The sequence below is a fragment of the Seonamhaeicola sp. S2-3 genome, from assembly GCF_001971785.1.
Classification (GTDB): domain Bacteria; phylum Bacteroidota; class Bacteroidia; order Flavobacteriales; family Flavobacteriaceae; genus Seonamhaeicola.
The window spans coordinates 617,742-641,414 of the sequence record NZ_CP019389.1 but is presented as its reverse complement, the minus strand read 5'-3'; the positions used below and the strand labels follow the sequence as shown (position 1 = coordinate 641,414).

Sequence of the window (23,673 nt, the reverse complement as noted above, 5' to 3'; positions counted from 1 at the left end):
AACTGTTTTTTATAAAGGATTTTGAGTCAATGCTGTATTTCTATCTAATTCTTGTTGTGGAATTGGCAATAGTATTTTTGCTTCTGTCATATTATAATTTACAGGGCTGTTATTTCTTAAGTCTATTTCAACCAAATTATTCATTGTAGATACGGCAACATTATATCTAACCAAATCATCCCAACGATGTCCTTCTTGAAATAATTCTAAACGGCGTTCTTTTAAAATTGTAGTTCTTAGTACACTTTGAGAGCTTTTTTGCTCTGGGGTTAAGTCTGGTAAAGACACTCTGTTTCTAATTCTATTCACTTCGGTAGCTGCAGATTCTAATTGTCCTAATTCGTTGAGGGCTTCTGCTTTTAGTAAAACAATATCACCATATCGTAACAGGTATTGGCGGTCAGCGCTAGCCCAACCATCAGCATGTTTCCATTTGTAACTAAAAGGAATAGCGCTACCTTGATTATTACCCCAAAATTCATCGACCCATTGCACTTCTTCAAAAAGTACAGAAGCGTTTTTTCTAACGTTGTCACCTTGCTCGTCAAAAGCATTTATTAAATCGTGAGAAGGAGTAACAAATTTTCGCCAAGAGTCGCCAGAGATGGATGGCGGTAATAGTAGTTGAGGGCCATAGTTTCCTTCAACACCACCTAAATACTGAATTTCTAAAATAGATTCGGCATTATTATAATTATTGCCATCAAAAAGATTATTGTAATCTATCAGCGTGTAGTTGGCGGCACTACTTTCTACAGCATTAATATGATTTAATACGGCATCATAATTAGGAGTAGGTTGTTGCGCGTATGCTTTGGCTGCTAGTGCGTGTGCTGCTCCAGAAGTTGCTCTGGCTTTATTGATACTAGCATCATTACCATAGGTGTCTGGCAATAGGCTAGCAGCAGTTTCTAAATCGGTTGTAATTTGTAAATAGATATCTTCAACACTAGATTTAGGTATATTTACACTTTCAGGATCTACGGCTACGATGGTATTTGTAATTAAAGGGACACCTCCCCAAAGTTTTACTAATGTAAAATAGTGGTAAGATCTAAGAAATAGAGCTTCACCTTTAATTTGTTGTTTTCGTTCTTCGGTAAGTAATGGATCTGAAATACCATCCACACGTTCAATCACTAAATTGGCTTTAGAAATGGCATTATACAAATTAGACCAATGTGTAAATAATCTTGAATGGGTTGGAGTAATTTCCAAATAATCGTATTGAAAAATTTCAGGATTATCTCCACCTGCATAAGCATTATCAGATCTTACATCTTGAAGTAAAATATTGTCCCAAACATAATATTCTGCTGATTGAAACGATTCGTATGCTCCAACAAGAGCGGCTTCAATCTGGCCGGCAGATTCATAAGCATTGCCAGTTGTTTCTTCTGAAATAGGTTTCAAATCTAAATAGTCTTCACATGAAAATATTGAGATTGAAAGTAATACGGTAATTAAATATTTATTGTATTTCATAATAACTGAGAATATTTTTAAAATGTAACACTCATACCAAAGATGAGGTTTCGAGTTTGTGGATACGTGCCAAAATCAATTCCTCTAACGGTATTGCTCGACCCAAATGAATTTACTTCAGGATCATAACCAGAATAATTGGTGATGGTAAACATGTTTTCACCAGTAATGTAAAGTTTTAAGGAGCTTAGATTGGCATGTTGAATCATAGATTCAGGGAAATTATAACTCAAGGTAATGGTTTTAAATCTTAGGTAAGAACCATCTTCTACAAAGCGTGTTGAGATTCTTGAATTATCTGTGTTACCAAAACTAGATCTTGGGATATTAGTAATATCACCTGGTTGTCTCCATCGATTTAGAACTTCTGTAGACTGGTTTTTAGGGTCAGACATACCTTCTAATTCAATTCTGGTAGCATTGAGAATATCATTGCCTTGTGAACCTTGCAAGAATACAAATAGGTTAAAACCTTTATATGAAAATGAATTGGTAACGGAATAGAAAAAATCTGGATTAGCATCACCAATAATCACACGATCATCTGCATCTGGTGTAAACGTAGATTCGCCGTTTTGATTAATATAATAGGCATTTCCTGTTGTAGGATCAACCCCTCCAAAAATATAACCGTATAATGTGCCTAAAGGTAAGCCTTCTTTAACTAATGTGGCTTCTCCGCGTCCTGCAATACTTCCTTGTAATAATTCTTGTCCAACTAAATTGGTAACTTCATTTTCGTTAAATGAAATATTGAGGCCTGATGACCATTTAAAGTTATCTGATAATATATTTTTTGTGTTAAGTGTAAACTCCAATCCCTTATTCTGTAATTCTCCAATATTTTGAATAGCAGAACTAAAGCCTGTAGAGGTTGGTAAAGGTGCATTTAAAAGCAAGTCTGAGGTGTTTTTTACATAAGCGTCGGCTGTAAATCCTATTCTGTTATCTAAAAACTGAATATCTATACCCACATTAGTTTGTTCAGACTCTTCCCATTTTAAAGACAAGTTTTCTATAGATCCAGGATATGTGCCTGGTTGAGCGACACCTCCAATTGGATAATTAGCACCACTACCAACAGTACCTAAATAGGCATAGTTACCAATTTGGTCGTTACCAACAATTCCCCAACCTGCTCTGATTTTTAAATCGCTAATGAAATCTACATTTTCAAGAAAGTTTTCATTAGAAACTCTCCATCCTAAAGAAAACGAAGGGAAGTAACCCCAGCGTTCATCGGGACCAAATGTACTAGAGCCATCTGCTCTAAAATTAGCGGTTAACAAATACTTGTCATCAAAGGCATAATTTAGTCTACTTATAAATGAGGTATTTGCTTTTTCAGATTTAGTAGCTGAAGCTCCAAATATTTCGGAACCGCCATTTGGTGTGGTTACAGATTCACTAGCAAAGTTTCGAGTTTCTATAGAGCTATTTTCCCATAAGTACTTTTGATTTACTGAGCCCAATAGTACTTCAATATTATGTTTATTAATGTTTTTCTTGTAGTTAAGTGTGTTCTCTATGATATAGTATTTGGTGCTATTGGTTGTATTTATAGATTGCCCATTTAAAGCCCTACCATAACCTGTTCTAAAAGGGTCTAGAAAGAAATCGTAAATACCGTTACTGTTGTCAATACCGTAATTAAATCTATAGGTGAAATCTTTTAGAAATGTTGCATCTAAATAGATGTTTCCTAATAGTCGTTGGCTATTATATTCGCGCTCGCTACCATCTGTACTAGATAAAGGGTTTTCCCAATTTTGAAAGGGGTTACTTGTAAAACTGCCATCTTCATTATAAATACCAATAATTGATGGTGTGGTTAATGCCCCTAGCAATACTCCACCAGAATTAACATTAGTATTGTCTGTAATGTCGACGTCTCTATAGGACGTGTAAGCAATTCTGGTTCCTATTTTTAACCAATTGGTTACTTTTTGATCTAAATTGATTTTAAAGTTAGAACGGTCTAGTTCGGAACTTCTAATGGCTCCTTCTTGACTGACATAGCCAGCAGAAACATAATAATTAGTGCCATCACTTCTTCCAGATAATGAAAGCTGATAGTTTTGTGAAAACCCATTCTGAAAAATTTCATCTTGCCAATCTGTACGTTCTGTATAACTGTCCCAATCTGTGGTTAAACCCATTTCGGTCATCAAGTCTCTGTATTGTTCTCCGTTAAGTACAGAAATTGTTTTCCAGACTTCATTAAAACCCGTATAGGAATCGAGACTGATTTTTGGCTTGTTAGTGGTACCACGTTTTGTTGTAATTAAGACAACGCCATTAGCACCTTGCGCTCCATAAATAGCTGTTGAAGAGGCATCTTTTAATATGGAAATGCTATCTATATCTGAAGGATTTATAGATCTGGTATCGGTTGTAGGAACACCATCTACAACATAGAGAGGTTCGCTACCTGCATTAATAGAATTGGTACCTCTAATTCTTATACTGAATCCGGCTGAAGGTTTTCCTGAATTAGACGTCACTTGCACACCAGCAGACTGCCCTTGTAATAATGAGCCAACTTGCGTGTTTGGTCGAGATTCAAAGGATTCCGAATCTACAATGGATACCGATCCCGTTATATCTTTTTTCTCTTGGGTACCGTAACCTACAACAACAACTTCGTTAAGCATTTGTAGATCTTCTTCTAAGACCACATTAATTTCATCTTCGGTGCCAACAATACGCTCTACTGTAGTCATTCCTATGTAAGAAAACACTATTGTAGAAGTGTCTGTATAGGATCCTTTTAGTTGGTAAAAGCCATCGAAATCTGTTGTTGTACCTGTTGTTGTACCTTTAATAATAACAGAAACACCAGGTATTGGAAGTCCGCCTGAATCCGTAACATTACCACTAATTGTTCTTTCTTGAGCATGCACGGTGGATATCACCAGCATAGCTAATAGAATTACTGTTTTTTGTATTCCTTTAATACTACTCATTGTTTATTTATTATGGCTATTTAATGTTGATGTAAATTATTGCAGATTTAATACTGGGTTTACATCTTTTACAAATTAATTACATAATAAAGCGTTAAACAATGAGATGTAGTAAAAAAGTAGTAAAAATGAGATGTATTTTTTTATTAAATTCCTCATTTTTAAGGTTTTGTGAATTTTTATAATTATAAAAAAGGTAGATTATGTTTGAAAAAAAGTAGTGAAATGTGTGTGAATTTGATAAAATTACAGGAATAAAATTACTGTATATGTAATTTTATTCTATATTTTTTACTTTGTCTTCAAAAGAATTTCGGTCGCCAATGGCGTTATTTCTAACCTTTACTCTGTAGTTATATATGGTATTTACAGAATATCTTAAAATTTTTGAGATCTTAGAGCTGTTGGTAATCCCTAATCTAATTAAGGCCAAAATGCGCAATTCTGTATTTAATGCTTCGCCCTTTTTTACGATTAATTGCCCTTCTGGAACTAAGAGTTTATTAACTTCAGCGATAAAATTAGGGTGAATATGAAGAAAGGATTCATCAAAATTTTTGTAAAACAGTTTTATTTCCGCACCAACCACTTGTTTAGATTTTGTAAGTTCTAAAAGTTCTTGGGTTTTATTTGTAACAATATACTTTCTGACAAGTTTTCTATACACATCTAATTTATCGATGTATTCAGAATAGAGGTTTAGAAACGTACCCACATAATACTCTTTTACTTTATCGGATTCTGAAAGTTCTAAATAGAGTTGTTTTAATTCTTTATTTGAATTATTCAATTTTAAGTTAGAATCTTGAAGTTGCTCATTTACTAGTTTTAGTTTATTTCTGGCATCAGCAACTTTTCTAACTTGTTTAAAAACTAAATAAATGGCAATACTTAAAAAACCAGCGAGTATACTTATAAAGATTAAATAGTTTTTAAGTTTCTCTTTCTGTTTGGCACTCCTCTCGTTATAAGCCTTAGTAATCATCGGTAAATTATTAGCGATGTTGACGTAGCGTAATTGAGAATTATAAAAATTGGCATCATCAAACGAAAAATTAATATACTGATGAGCACGTTCTATATCTCCTTCTTGAAACATGATACTTGCTAAAACACCCATGGATGCACTATCCTTTACAGAAGCTTCAATATCTGACATAGCAGAGAGTATAAGGTATTTTTTTTGATTTACTTTGTCGTGCTTTAGTTCGTATAATAATGATCTTTCAAAAGTGATTAAAGAAAACCCTCTAGATCCCATTTGAACATTTTTAAGACGTTGAGAGTTAATTTTTAATGCTTCAGACAATTGTCGGCTATCTCTAAACTGCTTTTCTTTTAGCCGTAGAGACTCTTCAGAATTGGGATCTAATCTTAATAAAAGTGAATCTTGATAAGCAGTATATAATTTAGAGTAATAAGCTTTACTTCGAACAACAGTAGTATTATAGGATAAACCAGAATATCCTTCCTTATAAGCTATATAATAATTATTGATTAATGAAGCAGGTAGAGAATCGCGTTTTATTTCATTTAATACATCGATTGATTCTTTATAACGACCTGAGTCTACTAGTAAAAGACTTAATGATAATTTAGATTTGTTAAGGAAAATGTCATTATTAAGAGTTTCGGCAATTTTAATGTTTTTCTCAAGATATTCTAGAGCTTTGTCAAAACTATAAAATTCATATTCATCAATAATTTCATTTATGATTAAATACTTTTCTCGTAAAGTGGTTGTTGCAGCTGCTTTCTCTTTAAGAATTTTAATACGTTCTTCTTTTTGTTGATCGAAAATGTCTCGTTTATCCATTTTAGATTCTAAAGCTGATACAAGTGAATCTAAACTTTGGTAGGCGTATATGCCTTGTACACAAATTAGAAATACGAAAAGAGATATGAACTTCAATTTATTATTAATTAGTTGCTTCGAGAATATAAAATTAAACAACTTTATTCTTTTGAAGAATTTTTATCTTAAAATTATAGTGATTTATGTTTCTAAGAGGTTAAAACCGCCTTGAAAGAATATTTATATAAAAACAGAAAATTTTTCTTGTAAATTGTATTATAATTAATGGATATTTGAGAGTAAAATTAAATATAAATTAAGAGTACACGATAGGGTACACCATATTTATAGAGGAAAGGTTACAAGTGCTATTTTTTGTTCACGTAATTAGGAACATGAGATCTAATGTAACAAAAAGAAGAATATCTTTAATTGGAGTTTTATTTTTTGTTATTGCACAACGTGTGTAATAAAGCATGTGTTTTGTTTGTAAACTCATAAGGATTGTGTTAAAAAAAAGGGGAATTTACCTATAAAAATTCTATAATTTTATTCATAAGTAGGGCATAGGACATCCATAGGACATCCATAGGACATCTATAGGGTATCTATAGGGTTGGTATTACGTGAGTAGTGAGTAGTGATTAGTGAGCAGTGAGATGTGACTTGTTCTAAAATGACTATACAGATTGTTAAGTAAATCTTGATGTAATTGAGGGATGCATTTTAAAATGGTTTTGAGTAGTTGTTTTTAGGTAATAGACTCTTAAGAAATTATTGTATTACATAGGGTTGGAATACAAAAATGCTTAACACAAGGGGGGAGTAGTGTAAGTTGTTGTAGCTTTTGGGGTAGAAGAAAGTAGTGGTTTTTTGGACTTAATGTCAGGGTAACCATCTAAAAATAATTTATAGATTAAAATTGTCTTAATGTGGGAAAAAATATATATTTAGCTTTCAAGAATATTTTACTATAGTTAATGATTTTCAACGAAGATTCAAGAGTTAAACTTCCTGCCATACTTCATTTAACCCAACTTGGGTATACATACATTTCTTTAAAAGAAGCCATTTGGGATGAAGATACCAACATCTTTACAGATATTTTTAAATCATCTATTTCTAAAATAAACCCTGATTTATCACCAATCGAAATTGACAGGCTCTATCAGGATATTTCACTGGATTTAGAAAATGAAGATTTAGGAAAAACATTTTACGATAAACTCATCAATCGTTCTGGTACGCGATTAATTGATTTTGAAAATTTTGATAACAATGAATTTCATGTTGTTACTGAATTGACTTATAAAAATGGAGAAGATGAGTTTCGGCCAGATATTATTTGTTTGATTAACGGGATGCCTTTGGTATTCATAGAAGTTAAAAAACCTAATAACAGGAATGGTGTACTTGATGAACGCAAACGCATCATCACACGTTTTCAGAATAAGAAATTTAGAAAATTTGTAAACCTTACACAGTTTATGATTTTCTCAAACAATATGGAGTATGATGATAATGAAATTGAACCTTGGCAAGGTGCTTTTTATGCGTCACCTTCTTACGTGAAACCGATTTTTAATTATTTCAGAGAAGAGATTGGTTTTAACTTATCGCAGGTTTTAAAACCTTTAGATGAATCGGTTGAAGCTTTTGTTTTAAAAGACACCAATTATCCTTCCATAAAGAATAGCGAAGAATACAAAACCAATAAAAACCCAGATAGTGCAACTAATCGCATCTTAACGTCTTTGTTATCTAAAGAGCGTTTACAGTTTGTATTACAATATGCATTAGCGTATGTAAAAGAAACCAATGGTTTACAAAAACATATTATGCGTTATCCGCAATTGTTCGCAACCAAAGCCATTGAAACGCATTTAGACAAGGGTAAAAAGAAAGGGATTATATGGCATACACAAGGTTCGGGTAAAACAGCCTTGGCGTATTACAACACACATTTTTTAACCCATTATTTTCAGAAAAAAAATATCATTCCAAAGTTTTACTTTATCGTAGATCGTTTGGATTTATTAACCCAAGCTAGAGATGAGTTTACCGCACGTGGACTAAAAGTACATACTGTAAACTCTCGTGATGAATTTGTTGCTGACTTAAAGAAAACCACGGCAGTCAATAACGATAAAGGTCAACGTGAAATTACCGTAGTTAACATTCACAAATTTAAGGACGATACCGATGTTAGTAGAGAAACGGATTACAACATCAACATACAACGCGTGTACTTTTTAGATGAAGTTCACCGTAGCTATAACCCTAAAGGTAGTTTCTTGGCAAACTTGGAGCAATCCGATAAAAACGCCATAAAAATTGGACTAACAGGCACGCCTTTAATTGGTAAAAACTTAAAGTCTAAAGACTTATTTGGTAACTATATTCATAAATACTACTACAACAAATCCATTGCCGATGGATATACCTTAAAGTTAATCCGTGAGGAAATAGCAACGGAATACAAGGTATTACTGAAACAGGCTTTAGATAGTATTGATGTACTTAAAGGCGATTTGGATAAAAAGATAGCCTATGCCCATCCATCGTTTGTAGCACCCATGCTCGATTATATTGTTAAGGATTTAGAACTCTTTAGACAACGTAATGATGATGCTACCACAGGTGGAATGGTAATTTGCGACAGTAGCGAACAAGCACGTGAAATGTTTAAAATCTTCAATAGCTACAAAGAAGATGAAAGCAAAGAATCTTCTTTGCCACAAGCTGCTGAAGAAACTAGCGAATACTTAATCAAACAAAAGGAAAGCTACAAGGTTAAAAAAGCAGCCTTAATTTTATATGATAGTGGTTCTAAAGAAGAATTGGAAAAATGGCGTGATGATTTCAAGGCAGGAAAGATTGATATCTTGTTCGTGTACAATATGTTGCTTACTGGTTTTGATGCCAAACGCTTAAAGAAAATCTATTTAGGTCGTATTATTAAAGCCCATAACTTATTACAAGCCTTAACGCGTGTTAACCGAACCTATAAAAACTATCGCTATGGTTATGTGGTGGACTTCGCAGATATTTCTAAGGAGTTTAACAAAACCAATAAGGCCTATTTTGATGAGCTTCAAGAGGTGTTGGGCGACGAAATGGAAAGCTATTCCAACCTCTTTATGTCTCGTGAAGAAATGGAAGAAACCATTTTGGAGATAAAAGAGAAATTGGCTGATTTCGACCTAAAGAATGCTGAGAAATTTCAGCAACAAATTTCACAAATCGATGACCATTCCGAAATGCTTCAAATTAGAAAAGCATTGGATGACGCTCGTTCATTGTACAACATCATCCGTTTGGTGGGGGAATACGAATTATTAGATAAAATCGACTTTAGAAAACTAAACACCTTACGCATTGAAGCCGAAAACCATTTGGCCTTGATGAATGCCAAAAATGCCTTGGAAACCAACGAAGAAATTGGCAACTTACTGAATGTGGCTTTAGAGGACGTACTCTTTATGTTCAAAAAAGTAGGTGAGGCTGAATTGGTATTGGCAGACGAACTTAAAGACTTACTTAAAAAAACACGCGAAGCACTTGGTGGAAATTTCGATACTAAAGACCCAGAATGGGTTTCGTTGTATGATGAGTTACGTCGCTTGTTCGATAATAAAAATTTAAGTGAAGTCTCACGTGAGGAAATGGAAGCCAATATGACCTCGCTAAAACAAATTCACGAAAAAATAAAAGAACTGAATCGTAAAAATGAGTTGTTAAAAGACAAATATCAAGGCGATGTCAAATATGCTCGCGTTCAAAAACGCTTGGTCGAAATAGGTAAACCTTCAAAATTAAAAACGGTGATTATTGAAGCCTTGCAGCATATAAAAGAAGAAACTGATATAGCAGTGCTTAACCGTGCCGATAGTTTAAACAACGAACACTACTTTGGGCAATTGGTAGCACGTTTGGTATTTCAAGAATTTAGCAAACAAAAGGTTTCTATGGATGTAGAAACCGTAGAATTTATAAAAAACATTATCGTAGAAGAATATTTAAACGAATATTACGGAAGAACCGCATAAACTATGACAAAAGACATCAACTCTTCGACAAGCTCAGGGCAGGACAACCAACCCTTTGTAATAAAAACCAAAACGCTAATAGACGAGCTTAAAGCCGTTTGTGCCAGTTATGGTTTGGGTAACGATGGTAATGAGTTTAAAATCATTAGCCAGATATTTTTATACAAATTTTTAAACGACAAATTCGCTTACGAAGTTAAACAGGTGAAACCTGAATTGGCAAACACAGAAAACTGGGAAAAGGAATTGGCAAAAATGCCCGACAATGAATACCAAATGCTACGCTATCAAATGAGCGATAGCACCGCGTTTTTATTACCACACCAATTAATACCCAATTTGTTTGAACGCCAAAACGAACCTGATTTTGCCAAAACCGTAGACGATACCTTAATGGATATTGCGGCAACTAATAATGATTTGTTTGCCGTAAAAACCGAAGACGGACAAAAAATACGCCTTTTTGACCGTATTACAGAGTTTGTAAGTAGCAAACGCGATGCCTTTGCCAAAGCCTTGTTTAATAAACTTACCATTTTCAATTTTGAAAACATCATGGGGAAGGTTTTGACTTTTTCTCTACTATTTTTGAATACCTAATTAAAGACTACAACAGCGATGCTGGTGGTAAGTATGCCGAATACTACACGCCACACGCCGTATCTAAAATTATTGCCAATATCTTGGTGCCAGAACCCGTGAGCAACAAAACCATTTATGATCCAAGTGCTGGTTCGGGTACCTTGTTAATGAATTTGGCACACGCTATAGGCAACGATAAATGCACGGTGTACTCGCAAGACATCTCTCAAAAATCGTCTAACCTATTGCGTTTAAATTTGGTACTGAACAATTTGGTGCACAGTATAGAAAATGTGATACAAGGGAACACGATGACCGACCCATATCATAAAAAAGATGGTAAGCTGCGCCAGTTTGATTATATAGTTAGTAACCCACCATTTAAGCTCGATTTTAGTGACGATGTAGAAAATCTAAAGAAAAAGGAAAACAAAGACCGCTTTTTTGCAGGTGTGCCCAATGTGCCTAAAAAGGCGAAAGACAAAATGGCGATTTACACCTTGTTTTTACAACACATTATGCACAGCCTAAATGACACAGGAAAAGCCGCCATTGTAGTACCCACAGGTTTTATTACCGCACAAAGTGGTATCGATAAAAAAATACGCCAAAAACTGGTAGACAACAAAATGCTGGCAGGTGTGGTAAGTATGCCGTCTAACATATTTGCTACCACAGGTACCAACGTGTCTATTGTGTTTTTAGATAAGGAAAACAAGGAAGATGTGGTATTGATAGATGCCTCCAAATTAGGAACCACCGTAAAAGAAGGTAAAAACCAAAAAACGCTATTAAGCGAAGCCGAAGAAAACCAGATTATAGAAACCTTTACCAACAAGACCGAAGTAGAAGATTTCTCGGTAGTAGTTAAGTATGACGATATAAAAGCGAAAAACTACAGCCTAAGTGCAGGGCAGTATTTTGAAGTAAAAATTGAATATATAGATATTACTGCGGAAGAGTTTAATGCCAAATTAAAAGGTTTTGAAAGCAATTTAGAACAGTTGTTTGCGGAAAGTGATACGTTGGAAAAGGATATTCAAGAAAATTTGAAGCAGTTGAAATATGATTAAAGTTATTCTGAATGATATTATAGATATAATAAGTGGCGGAACACCAAAAACAACTATTGAAGAATATTGGAAAGGTGGAACAGTAGGTTGGTTGTCTGTTAATGATTTCAATAATGATAATAGATATGTCTACGACTCTGAAAAGAAAATTACAGAATTAGGTGTTGAAAAAAGTAATACAAAGTATCTAAACAGAGGTGATATAATAATTTCTGCGAGAGGCACAGTTGGGGCGTTGGCTCAAATAGGTAAGCCAATGTGTTTCAATCAGTCTTGTTTTGGGATAAGAGGTAAAGATGGGATAGTTGATAATGATTTCCTTTATTATTCATTAAAGAATTACGTTAGAAATATTATTAAACGTAGTCAAGGTTCTGTATTTAATACAATTAATTTGGCTTCATTTGAATTAATGGAATTGGAAATCCCTGAATCAATTGATGAACAAAAACAAATCGCCAAAGTCTTATCCGATTTAGATGCCAAAATAGAAGTCAACAACAAGATCAATGCGGAGTTAGAGGCACTCGCCAAAACCATTTACGACTATTGGTTTGTCCAGTTCGATTTTCCCTTCGACTTCGCTCAGGGCAAGCCAGATAAGAACGGCAAGCCCTACAAATCTTCTGGCGGTAAAATGGTGTATAACGAGCAGTTGAAACGTGAGATTCCTGAGGGGTGGGAAGATGGTTCATTAGTGGATATAGCTACCTATACAAATGGGATTGCTTGTCAAAAATACAGACCAGATTCAGATGAGTTTTTACCTGTTATCAAAATTAGGGAAATGAGAGACGGGATAACTGCAAATACAGAAAAAGTAAAAATTGATATTCCAGAAAAAGTAAAGGTCTTTGATGGAGATGTATTGTTTTCTTGGTCAGCTTCATTAGAGGTGATGTTGTGGTCTGGTGGTGATGGTGGATTAAATCAACATATATTTAAAGTCACTTCTAAAAAGTTTCCAAAGAGCTTCTATTATTTTGAATTGCTTAATTATTTACAGCATTTTAAGATGGTAGCTGATTTAAGAAAAACTACGATGGGACATATAACAAGAGACCATTTAAAACAATCAAGAATTATAATTCCATCATTAGAAGTAATTAAAAAATTAGATGAAAAATTGAAACCAATTTTGGACAAACAAGTTCTTCTAAATAAACAAAACCAAAAACTCGCCGAGTTACGCGATTGGTTGTTACCAATGCTTATGAATGGGCAGGTTACCGTTGGTGAGGCAAAAGAGCAGTTGGGTATGGTTGCGGAAGAAGGAGAGAAATATGGAGAGTAATAATTTAACATATACAGGAGGAGACATAAGAAGATTAGGCGAACGAATTGTTCAAAACAAAGGAACTATTGGGAGTAAAGATTTATTAAATACCACACCAAAGAACAGTGAATATGAATGAAAAACTACATAAATTAAAAGAAGAATTTTTAAAGACATGGCCCATAGAGAAACTAAAAGTCATGACTTTAGAGCAGTATACAGATACAAAAAGAGAAAACTCATTTTGCTATTGGTTAGAACATATTACTAGAGACTTAGGAAGCATATCTGGAGGGAGTTCTTATAAATTTGGCATTTATAAAATGAGTGAGGATTCTAAAACAGAACCAGCATCAAATAGAACTAATGATGGTATTTATGCGTGGCATACTAAATATGGAAATACCTCTTTTGAAGCATTTAATTCTATAAAAAAAATAATAATAAATATAGCTGAATTAGCTAGTGAAAATAATCTTAATCCAATTGAAAATATAGATTTAGGTGATGCATATAAGTGTAAAATAGCTTTTTTATACAGTGATTATAAAGTAATAAATATTTTTAAAAGTGAAGCTTTAAGATTTATAGCAAACTCTTTGTATCCAAATAATATAACTCCAACTAGATATGGAGATTTAAACAGTTTTATACTTTCTTACAAAAACGAAGAAGATTACTTTTCTTTCACAAAGAAGTTGTGGGAACATTATGGCAATTATAACTCTAAAGAAACCCAATTCAAGGAATGGTTAGAGAAAAATGCAGAGGTTGGTAGTAGCAAAGCCAGTTCTTATTTAAGAGCTATAAAAATATTAATTAATGAATTTAAAATAGCTGTTTATACAGAAGAAGATATTAATGTACTTCATGAACTTTACGAAGATCTTAAACTTAATCAAAAAGACCCTAAAGGAAAATACGCTTATCATAAAAAATCTTATGGTGAAAAAGGTTTTTATTCAGCAGCAATAAAAGCATATATACAATTTTTAAATCAAGAACCACTTACTGAAATTAAAGAGACAAAAGAAATATATAATCGTAATTTTAAACAACTGCAATCAAAACCCATAAACCAAATACTCTACGGTCCACCAGGTACTGGAAAAACACATTTCTTAAAGGATACATTATTCGAGAAATACACATTAAAAGAGCAAGCAATATCTAAGGAGAAATATTTTGAAGAAGTAGTGTCAAATATTACTTGGTGGCAAGCCATTACTTTAGCATTGCTAGAAGAAGGGAAATCAAAAGTGAGTGATGTTTTAGATAATAGATGGGTTGCAACTAAAGCAAACTTGAGTGTGTCTAAAAATGTAAGAGCAACTATTTGGGGTACTTTACAAATGCATACAATTGAAGAATCTACAAGCGTAAATTATAAACAGAGACAAGCACCGCTTATTTTTGATAAAACCGAAGATAAATCTTGGGTGTTACTTGATGCGGAGCTTAAAGAACAAGCACCAGAAATATTTAAAATTAAGGATGAGGTGGATAACTTTAAGGTTAGTCCAGTAAAGTCCATTAGACATTACGATTTTGTTACATTTCATCAATCTTTTGCTTATGAAGATTTTATAGAAGGTATTAAGCCTGTTTTTTCAGAAAACGAAGAAGAATCTTCCAATTTAGGTTATACGGTTGAAGATGGTGTGTTTAAGCGTTTATGTTTACGCGCAAAAAATGATCCAGATAATAGGTATGCCATTTTTATAGACGAAATAAATAGAGGTAATGTGTCTGCTATTTTTGGAGAATTAATTACGCTTATAGAAACCGATAAGCGTCAAGGAGAAATTAATGAAATGAGTGTTAGACTGCCATATTCTAAAGAAGCGTTTTCTGTGCCGTCAAATTTAGATATTTATGGAACCATGAATACAGCAGACCGTTCTGTTGAAGCTCTTGATACGGCATTACGTCGTCGGTTTGAGTTTAAAGAAATGATGCCAAATTATGAAATTATAAAAGATTTTTCAGTTGAAGGTTTCTCTTTAGCAGAAATACTACAAACAATTAATCAAAGAATAGAATTGTTAATAGATAGAGACCATACAATAGGGCATTCATACTTTTTCAATGTAAATACGCTTGATGACTTAGTTATGGCTTTTAACAATAAGATTATACCATTGCTACAAGAATATTTTTATGGGGATTATGGAAAAATAGGTCTTGTTTTAGGGAAAGGGTTTGTAGAAAGAATTAAGAATGATAAAATTAATTTTGCTGATTTTGGCTATGAGAATCAAGAAGATTTTAAAGTAGATAGTTATAGTTTAAAGGCTGTTAATACAAATAATATTCATGAAGCTTTAAGTCAATTACTAAATAAGTCTGTTGAAGAAAATTAAACAAATATCAGTTTTTGAACATCAACGTTTATTAGTTGGTACAAATGGTTTTAAACAAGAACATCTCGATGCTTTATTAAAACTTAATGAGTATCATGAAGGAAAATATTTTGAACCAATTGCAAAGGGATTAAAGTTTAATCAATACGTAGGTATTATTCAAGTAGATGGTTTAGTTATTCAAATTCACCCAAAGGCAGATAAGGATGATGACGATAGTAGATGGAGTGGTGTTTTGCTGAATATGTTAAAAGCTTGTGGCAAACTTAAAGCGAGTTCGGTGGGAGTGGCTCATGTTAATCGTAAAAATTTAAATCTCTTAGAAGTTTATTTTGAGTTGTACTTACAAGAAATAGATGGCTTACTTAGAAAAGGATTAGTTAAAAAATACCGTAAGGAAACAAAAAATGTGTATAGTCTAAAAGGTAAATTAGAGTTTGCGGGCCATCTTCAAAAAAATATAATTCATAAAGAACGATTTTATACCACACATCAAGTATATGATGAGAATCATTTACTACACCAAGTGCTGTGTAAAGCATTGACAATTGTAAGTTATTTTACGAAAGGAACACGATTGCATGATTATTTAAAAAGAGTTCAATTAAATTTTCCTGAAGTCTCAAATTCAAATATTACTAAAAGTCAATTAGAGAATATAAAGCTGAATAGAAAAACTAAAGATTATTCATATGCTTTAGAGTTGGCAAGATTAATTATTTTAAATTTTTCACCAGACATTTCAAGCGGTAAAGAAAAAATGTTATCTCTTCTTTTCGATATGAATCAATTGTGGGAAGAATACATCTTAAAACAACTACAAAGAACCTGTCTGAATAATGATATTCACGTTTCTGGGCAAGAATCAAAATTATTTTGGGGAAGCAATTTATTAAGGCCTGATATAGTGTTGAGAATTGGTAGCAATACCTTAATTATTGATACAAAATGGAAGAGACCATCAAACAGTTCTGCTTCGGTAGGTGATTTACGACAAATGTATACATATTGCCGTTTTTGGGATGCAAAAAAGGCTGTTTTACTATATCCAGGCAATGAAATAGAAAATGAATTTAAAACATATAATACCGATGATTATTCAAAACAAGATAACACAGAAATTGGAAGGATAGAGCATCAATGCAAAATGGGATTTGTTTCGGTTTTGGATGAATTTGGTAATTTGGATATCCAAATTGGAAACAAAATTTTAAAACTATTGGAAGATTAATTTTGGATTGATAATATCCATAACTAACGCGGGATATTCAGTTGTAATATTGAGACCAAAGTAAAATAGTATGCAAAACATTTTGTTTTTAGATATTGATGGAGACAAGTATAGTTTGAATAATATTTAATTTTTGTTAATACTAAGTGTAAATTATTTTTGTATATTTGCGGTGAATATTAGTTTCAGTAATAGTAAGTTAAAAAAATATGCCAATAATGATGATCAAGGGGTTAAAAACTTAGGAGCATTAAGGCATAAGAAGTACAAAAAGAGGTTAGATCAACTAAGAGCTTCAATGACCTTAGAAGATGTTAGATATCAACCCGGTAGATTTCATGAATTAACAGGAGATAGAAAAGGACAATGGGCTTGCGATTTAGACCATCCATACAGATTGATTTTTAAACCACGCGAAGATCCTATCCCTACAGATGGTAATGGTAAATATATTTGGGTTGAAATACTAGGTGTAGATATTATTGAAATTGCAGATTATCACTAAAAACACACAAACAACATGGCATCGGTTAATGAATATTATCCCGAATCGGTAACACATCCATCAGAGTTTCTTAAAGAAATATTGGAAGAGAAACAAATGGGAGCAAAAGAATTTGCGGTAAAAACAGGGAAACCTGAAAAAACAATTTCTGCTGTGCTCAAAGGGAAAAGTGCCATAACATCAGAAATGGCAATTCTATTTGAACAGGTTTTGAAAGTGCCTGCTCACTTCTGGATGGAAGCTCAAAAGAACTATGATGAATATAAGGCTAGAATTGAGTTTCAAAAGAATATCGATTCAGCAAAAGAATGGGCTAAAGCGTTTCCCTATGCTAAAATGGCAAATCATGGTTGGGTAGCGGCAACTAGAAAAATTGAAGAAAAAGTAATTAATCTATTTGAGTATTTTGGTATAGCATCCTTAAAGGCATTTGAAGATTATTATTTTAATCAAAAAACTCAAGTAGCTTTTAGAATTTCTTTGAAAAATCAAGACAATGCTTTAGCAATTGCTTCGTGGTTACGTCATGGAGAAATTCAAGCACAAAATATGACAGTAGCTAAATACAGTCAAAGTGCTTTGAAAAAAAGTTTACCAAAAATCAAAGAATTAATGGTGAATCAACCTGATAATTTCTTTTCAGAATTACGAGCTATTTGTGCCAATGTTGGTGTTAAACTTGTTTATACTCCATGCCTGCCTAAAGCCCCAATACATGGTTCAACCAGATGGATTGGTGATACGCCTCTAATTCAATTAAGCGGGCGTTATAAAAGGAATGATAGTTTTTGGTTTACATTCTTTCATGAAATTGGCCATATTCTGTTACATGGTAAAAAATATATTTCTATTGAGAACATTGAGATAGAAGGAGAATTAAAAGAATATGAAAAAGAAGCTGATGATTTTGCAGCTAAATGGTTATTATCTAAACAAGAAGAAGCTGAAATATTAAGTAATGACGAATTGTTTGTTGAAGACATTGTTTTTTATGCTAAAAAATTCAAAACACATCCAGCTTGTATTATAGGTAGATTACAACATCTTAAAAAAATAGATTATAATGTAGGTAATGAGTTTATAAAAACGGTTGAATTTTAATTGGATATCAATTATCTAGAACAGATTTTAAATGTGTTTTTTGAACAATATGAATTATTTAATTTTGTTTAGTTTCTAAGTTTTTTAATTAGTAAACAAATCTTATCCGCCTAAGGCGGACACTGGTTTGAGTCTAGTTCCCGCTACTAAAAAAGAAAATCGCCTAAAAATTGCTTTTTAGACGACTTTCTTAAAAACCAACCAAAAACACTGATAACTACATCAGTTTACTTTTCTAGTGCCGCCATGTCCTCCAGCTACAATAACCATAATTTTAATACTTAAAATTATAAATTTAAAAAACTGAAGTACCGGATTCATCATTCTAAACCGCATTCTAGGAGATATTCTTTTCATGTTCTTTTCTATTTAATATTATTACTCAGGAATTAGCCACCAAAAAGGTCTCATTTTTGCTTTCCACAAAAAGGCATGATGTAGCATTAATTTAAGCCAATGACCTGCTAGCCCAATAGAGCCAAAGGTTTTTCCTAAATGGCGCCCATGACTATCTGGATATTTCACAAAATCTGGAACAATAGGAAACGTTGTGATGCTTACTCCGCTACCACTCCAAAAACCAAATCCTGCAGAAGCAATACAAGCAGCTCCCATATTACCCATAGAGCCTTTATGCTGCAAACTGTTATCTCCTTTTTTAATGGCATCAATTATATTATCGGCTACTAATTTGGAGGTAATTCCTGAAGGCATACCCGTTCTAGGAGGTGCAGGAAAAATATCAGTTCCGTTTTTACTTTTTCTAGGTTTTGAGATGGTGTGTGGTGGCGCAAATGCTATACCTGGAGCAAAAATGTTTTTATAGTTAGGGTTTTGATAGGTTTCTGGCCAATCTTGAACGGTCCATTCTTCATAAGGTTTTGGTGTGTAATCTGCATCTACAATCATGAAACCCTTAAAAAGCTTATTAGTAATATCTTGATTGTTTTTATCATAGGCTTTAAAACCATGTCCTGAAAATGCTGGAATTAACATGGCGAAGTCATAAGTTTCTACTTTATGTTCGCCTTCTAAATTTTCATAATAAGCTATACCATCTTCAATTTTATTTACTCCAGCTCCTAAAATCCATTTTATACCTCTGTCTTCAAAAATCATTTCTACTAGCTCGCTAGATTTCATAATCATATCCCCGTAGCTCATTAACATACCATCCATTCCAAAATCACCAAGGCTGTACTCGTTAGAAATCCAGGTAATTTCGGCCATATCACGTACTTTATGACGTTTCAATTCTTTTTCTACGTTTAAAATATATTCAAAAGCAGCTCCTTGGCATGTAGATTTTGCATGTCCTGTACCAATTAGTATTTTGGCTTTTTTGCCTTTTTTCATGCTTTCAATTAAGGCACTTAATCCTTCCCAAGCATGATTAGCATGTGTATATGTGCAAACGGAGTAAGTTTTGTTTTTACCAGGAATTAAGCCTTCTGTAGCTTCAAAATTAAGTTTTGGTCCTGTGGCATTAATTAGGTAGTCATATGTTACTTTTTCTTGTTGTCCTTTTTTTTCGCCAGTAACATATTCGGATACAATGTAGGGTTTTTGTTCTTTTTTGTCTCCTTCTGGGTAAAATGTTACCGCTTTGGCTTGTTTGTAGTTAATGCCCTTTTTTTTGTAAAGTGGAGCAAGCGGAAATAGTATTTTTTTGGACTTCATTCTACCAATTCCTACCCAAATATTTGATGGAATCCATTGATAATTACTGTTAGGAGAAACAACAACAACTTCGTGTTTTTTAGGGAGTTTTCTACGTAAATGTGTAGCAGCTACGTGTCCTGAAATACCTGCGCCTAGAATGACAATTTTAGCCATGACCTTAATTTTTATTAAAGGTACTTAGCTTTTTTATAGTTACTAGTAACTTAGGTTACACAAGAAGAGGGCTTTAGCAAGTGTTATTCTTTATTCATTTTAAAGTATACTTTTTTAGCAGCTATAAGCCCTAATATACCTCCTAAAGCAGATACAATGATATTGATAGTTAACCGTAAACCATTAAAATCTCCATTGTTCATAATTGACCAAGGATTAAAACCTAATCTTCCAAAAGTTTTAATTAATAAAATGCTGCCAAAAACACCTACTAAGGTATTTCCTGTAAGGCCAAAAGAATATTTTCTTTTGAAATAACCTGTTAAATTTGCACCAATAATACCTACAAAAACACTTATTAAAGAAATTAAAGTGCCTGTCATAATTTAGTAAGTTTTTAATTAATGTTCTCCGTAGCCAACATCATCCATCTTACCTTTAAAAACACGGTATTGAATGGTGAAATATGCAATTACCAAAATAACTGCAATAACAAACCAAGAAATACCAACAGATAATCCGTAATCATCTGCAGCAACATTGTATAATGTTAGGTCTGGATTAACATTATTTGTTGATGGTAAAACTTTAGGGAAAATTGAAGCTACCGTAGAGGTTAATCCTCCAAATAAAAACAAAGATGAAAATAAGAATCCTTTTCCATGTTTTTTAAATGATCTCACTCTAAACAACCCAAATAAACCAGTAAAGGTGATGATAGGAAAAATCCATAACCAAGGGTTTTGAATGAAGTTATGAAAAGGTTTAGGTTCTATAATATGCCAAATGAAAAGAGAAATAATAACTAATACTAATAGAACAAAACTAAGAGTGAAGACTACTTTTTTAAGTTTTTCATTTAAGCTTGAGTTTGTTTTAAAAATAATCCAATTAGCACCATGTATGGTTAGTGCAATAACACCAATAATACCTAATAATAGTGTAAACCAGTCTATGATACCTAATTGTTCGGTTTGCGGACTAAAAGTAGGGTTCCATAATGGTAAAAAGAAATAGTGCGCTTCTTGTGTAGAAACACCATTTACAACATTACCTAAATTAACACCTCTAACAACATTACCTAAGGCAACACCAAAAAATAAAGCAAGTAATAAACTAGAAATTCCAAAGGCTTTATCCCAAATGCTAGTCCACATTTTATTGTGTATTTGTCCTCTTAATTCTAATCCAATAGCTCTAAAAATGAGTAGCCATAAAATCATAATTAGGGGTAAATAAAATCCGCTAAAAGAGGAAGCGTATAACGTAGGGAATGCAAAAAATAAGACGCCACCAGCAGCAATTAGCCATACTTCGTTGGCATCCCAAAAGGGGCCTATAGCATTTGTAATGGCCTTTTTATCTTTTTCTTTTTTTGCAAAAAACAAGTGAATAATGCCTGCACCAAAATCGTAACCATCTAAAATTACATAAATGGCTAGCATGGTCATTAAAACGATATACCAAAATAATTCCATAATTAGTGTTGTTGATTTAGTTGTGGGCCTTTGTTAATTATTTTTCCTGCTAACATTAAAAATAGTAAACCTAAAAGTAAGTACAAACCTATAAAACCAAGTAAAGTAAATAATGTATTACCAGAGGATACTGTTGGTGAAGCACCTTCAGATGTGCGTAGTAAATTATAAACTAGCCAGGGCTGTCTGCCTAATTCTGCGGTGTACCAACCTGTTGTATTTGCTATATAAGGGAATGGTAACATAAACATTAGTACCCATAAAATCCATTTAGTTTTATAGAGTTTTTTTCTGTAAAGTTGAATTGCAGCTAATAGCATTAGCCCAATAAAAATGGTTCCTAAGCCTACCATGATGTGGTATGAATAATATAAACCAGGAATATTAGTGGGGTAATTTTTTTCATCAAATTCATTTAAACCTTTAATTTCTGCATTCCAATCTTTATGAGTTAAAAAACTTAAAATATTAGGAACAGCAATTTTGTTATCTAGTTTCTTTTCTAGAATGTTAGGTTGCCCAATAAGAACAATTTCAGAGCCTCCATCTTCCGTTTCAAAAATGCCTTCCATAGCGGCAAAGGTTACGGGTTGGTGTTTAGCTACATTTTTAGCAGTCCAATCTCCAGTTGGAAAAGCAACAAGTACACTAGATATTAAACCAAAAATAACTCCAGTTTTTACAAAAAGTTTACCAAATTCACTGTGTTTATTGTTTAAAATATAAAAGGCGCCAATGGCGGCAACTACAAATGAAGATGTAATAATAGAGGCAAACTGGTTGTGTAAATAAGCAGGTAACAACCAAGGGTTTGAAAAGAGTGCTCCAAAATTATTTAGAACAAACTTTCCGTTTTCAACTATTTCATAACCAACAGGGTATTGCATCCATGAATGGGTGGCAATAATTAAATAGCCACTGGCCCATGAACCTAAAAATACTAGAAAACCAGTAACAAAATGAAGTTTATGACCCAATAGTTTTTCGCCAAATAAAAAGAGTCCTAAAAAGGATGATTCTAAAAAGAAAGAAAACATGCCCTCCATAGCCAATGTTTGACCTATTACACCACCAGTTAACTCTGAAAATTTAGCCCAATTGGTACCAAATTGAAATTCCATTGGGATGCCTGTTACAACACCCATAGCAAAATTAAGGGCGAAAATTTTCATCCAAAATTTTGCTGCATCGTTATACTTTTCGACTTTAGATTGTAAAAATTTCCATTTAAAATAGACTATCATCAATGATAACCCCATGGTTAATTGTGGAAATAAGTAGTGAAAAGTGATAGTAAATGCAAACTGCATTCTATCATAAAAGAGCATATCTTCCATAAAAAAACCTTTTTAGTTTTTTGTAAATTGTTTGTTGTGTTTATAGTATATAAAAATACAAGATTTAGTATTTATAGACTATTTTAAACATTAGTTTTTTATACTACTTTTATAGTAATATTCATTTTAATGTTAGATTTAACAGAGTTTGTTATTAAGCAAGCTTTTTCAGATTTTTCTAGAACTTTAATAGCCAGTGCTTTTTGGTCTTCATTAGAAATTGTTACTACGGGGTTTAAAATAACTTCACTCATTACGAACTTTCTATCTATCATTTCTAACTTACCAACAGCATTCGATTCAAAATCAATAAAATCAAGTTTAAAATTTTCAGCTACAGCTAAAAAAGTGGTCATTAAACAACCGTTTATTGCAGCAACAAAGTAATGCTCTGGAGACCAAATATTGGCTTCGCCTTTAGGGAATTCTGGAGGCGTTGCAATGGTTATTTTTTCGTCTAAATTATTGGATGTAAGAATGCCGTTTCGGTTTTTGTTCCAATTTACATTTACTTGGTAGTAATGTTCTGTAGCCATATTATTGTTTTTATTGATGTAGCAAAATTATTGCCTTTTATTGAGATTGCTTGTAACAAA

General features: G+C 32.9%; 18 protein-coding genes. 9 read left to right on the top strand and 9 right to left on the bottom strand.

Features of this window, described 5'->3' with window-relative positions:
* Positions 1-9: 9 nt before the first annotated feature.
* The 3 genes from BWZ22_RS03090 to BWZ22_RS03080 form a co-directional block, all read right to left on the bottom strand.
* Complete coding sequence (locus BWZ22_RS03090; RefSeq protein WP_076697912.1) at positions 10-1,485, bottom strand: RagB/SusD family nutrient uptake outer membrane protein; 1,476 nt, start codon at positions 1,483-1,485, stop codon at positions 10-12.
* Positions 1,486-1,502: 17 nt separating this feature from the next.
* Positions 1,503-4,451, bottom strand: a complete 2,949-nt coding sequence (locus tag BWZ22_RS03085; protein WP_076697911.1) for a TonB-dependent receptor — start codon at positions 4,449-4,451, stop codon at positions 1,503-1,505.
* 277 nt (positions 4,452-4,728) lie between these two features.
* Positions 4,729-6,363 carry a DUF6377 domain-containing protein gene (locus tag BWZ22_RS03080; protein WP_076697910.1) on the bottom strand — a complete coding sequence of 545 codons (1,635 nt, stop codon included), beginning with the start codon at positions 6,361-6,363 and terminating at the stop codon, positions 4,729-4,731.
* A gap of 863 nt (positions 6,364-7,226) precedes the next feature.
* Here BWZ22_RS03080 and BWZ22_RS03075 point away from each other — a divergent pair.
* The 9 genes from BWZ22_RS03075 (at position 7,227) to BWZ22_RS03045 (ending at position 18,426) form a co-directional block, all read left to right on the top strand.
* Positions 7,227-10,295, top strand: coding sequence for a type I restriction endonuclease subunit R (locus tag BWZ22_RS03075; RefSeq protein WP_076697909.1), 3,069 nt, complete (start codon positions 7,227-7,229; stop codon positions 10,293-10,295).
* 3 nt (positions 10,296-10,298) lie between these two features.
* Positions 10,299-10,895 (top strand): hypothetical protein, encoded by a 597-nt coding sequence (locus BWZ22_RS16855; protein WP_232225220.1) that lies wholly within the window; start codon positions 10,299-10,301, stop codon positions 10,893-10,895.
* Positions 10,880-11,950 (top strand): class I SAM-dependent DNA methyltransferase, encoded by a 1,071-nt coding sequence (locus tag BWZ22_RS16850; RefSeq protein ID WP_371326820.1) that lies wholly within the window; start codon positions 10,880-10,882, stop codon positions 11,948-11,950. Before BWZ22_RS16855 ends, BWZ22_RS16850 begins: the two co-directional genes overlap by 16 nt.
* Entirely contained in the window at positions 11,943-13,244 is a 1,302-nt protein-coding gene (locus BWZ22_RS03065) for a restriction endonuclease subunit S (RefSeq protein WP_076697908.1), read from the top strand. Before BWZ22_RS16850 ends, BWZ22_RS03065 begins: the two co-directional genes overlap by 8 nt.
* Positions 13,234-13,365 carry a hypothetical protein gene (locus tag BWZ22_RS16980; RefSeq protein WP_256371295.1) on the top strand — a complete coding sequence of 44 codons (132 nt, stop codon included), beginning with the start codon at positions 13,234-13,236 and terminating at the stop codon, positions 13,363-13,365. The genes BWZ22_RS03065 and BWZ22_RS16980 overlap by 11 nt, the downstream gene beginning before the upstream one ends.
* On the top strand, positions 13,358-15,589 hold the full coding sequence (locus BWZ22_RS03060; protein ID WP_076697907.1) for an AAA family ATPase: 2,232 nt from the start codon (positions 13,358-13,360) through the stop codon (positions 15,587-15,589). Before BWZ22_RS16980 ends, BWZ22_RS03060 begins: the two co-directional genes overlap by 8 nt.
* Complete coding sequence (locus tag BWZ22_RS03055) at positions 15,576-16,820, top strand: McrC family protein (protein WP_076697906.1); 1,245 nt, start codon at positions 15,576-15,578, stop codon at positions 16,818-16,820. Before BWZ22_RS03060 ends, BWZ22_RS03055 begins: the two co-directional genes overlap by 14 nt.
* A 172-nt stretch (positions 16,821-16,992) precedes the next feature.
* A complete protein-coding gene (locus BWZ22_RS03050; RefSeq protein WP_076697905.1) occupies positions 16,993-17,325 on the top strand; it encodes a type II toxin-antitoxin system RelE/ParE family toxin in 333 nt (110 codons plus the stop codon).
* Positions 17,326-17,340: 15 nt separating this feature from the next.
* Entirely contained in the window at positions 17,341-18,426 is a 1,086-nt protein-coding gene (locus BWZ22_RS03045) for an ImmA/IrrE family metallo-endopeptidase (protein ID WP_076697904.1), read from the top strand.
* Positions 18,427-18,648: 222 nt separating this feature from the next.
* On the opposite strand, the gene BWZ22_RS16975 is transcribed toward BWZ22_RS03045, so the two are convergent.
* The 6 genes from BWZ22_RS16975 to BWZ22_RS03020 all read right to left on the bottom strand — a co-directional run bounded on the left by BWZ22_RS16975 (position 18,649) and on the right by BWZ22_RS03020 (position 23,613).
* A complete protein-coding gene (locus BWZ22_RS16975) occupies positions 18,649-18,783 on the bottom strand; it encodes a hypothetical protein (protein ID WP_256371294.1) in 135 nt (44 codons plus the stop codon).
* Between the two features lie 21 nt (positions 18,784-18,804).
* Positions 18,805-20,262: an NAD(P)/FAD-dependent oxidoreductase gene (locus BWZ22_RS03040; RefSeq protein ID WP_076697902.1), complete on the bottom strand. Its 1,458-nt coding sequence runs from the start codon at positions 20,260-20,262 to the stop codon at positions 18,805-18,807.
* A gap of 83 nt (positions 20,263-20,345) precedes the next feature.
* The gene (locus BWZ22_RS03035) at positions 20,346-20,645 is read right to left on the bottom strand and encodes a hypothetical protein (protein ID WP_076697900.1); all 300 of its coding nucleotides are present in this window, start codon (positions 20,643-20,645) and stop codon (positions 20,346-20,348) included.
* 18 nt (positions 20,646-20,663) lie between these two features.
* Positions 20,664-21,740, bottom strand: a complete 1,077-nt coding sequence (cydB, locus tag BWZ22_RS03030; protein ID WP_076697899.1) for a cytochrome d ubiquinol oxidase subunit II — start codon at positions 21,738-21,740, stop codon at positions 20,664-20,666.
* 2 nt (positions 21,741-21,742) lie between these two features.
* Positions 21,743-23,077 (bottom strand): cytochrome ubiquinol oxidase subunit I, encoded by a 1,335-nt coding sequence (locus BWZ22_RS03025; protein ID WP_076697898.1) that lies wholly within the window; start codon positions 23,075-23,077, stop codon positions 21,743-21,745.
* Positions 23,078-23,175: 98 nt separating this feature from the next.
* The gene (locus BWZ22_RS03020; RefSeq protein WP_076697897.1) at positions 23,176-23,613 is read right to left on the bottom strand and encodes an OsmC family protein; all 438 of its coding nucleotides are present in this window, start codon (positions 23,611-23,613) and stop codon (positions 23,176-23,178) included.
* Positions 23,614-23,673 lie beyond the last annotated feature (60 nt).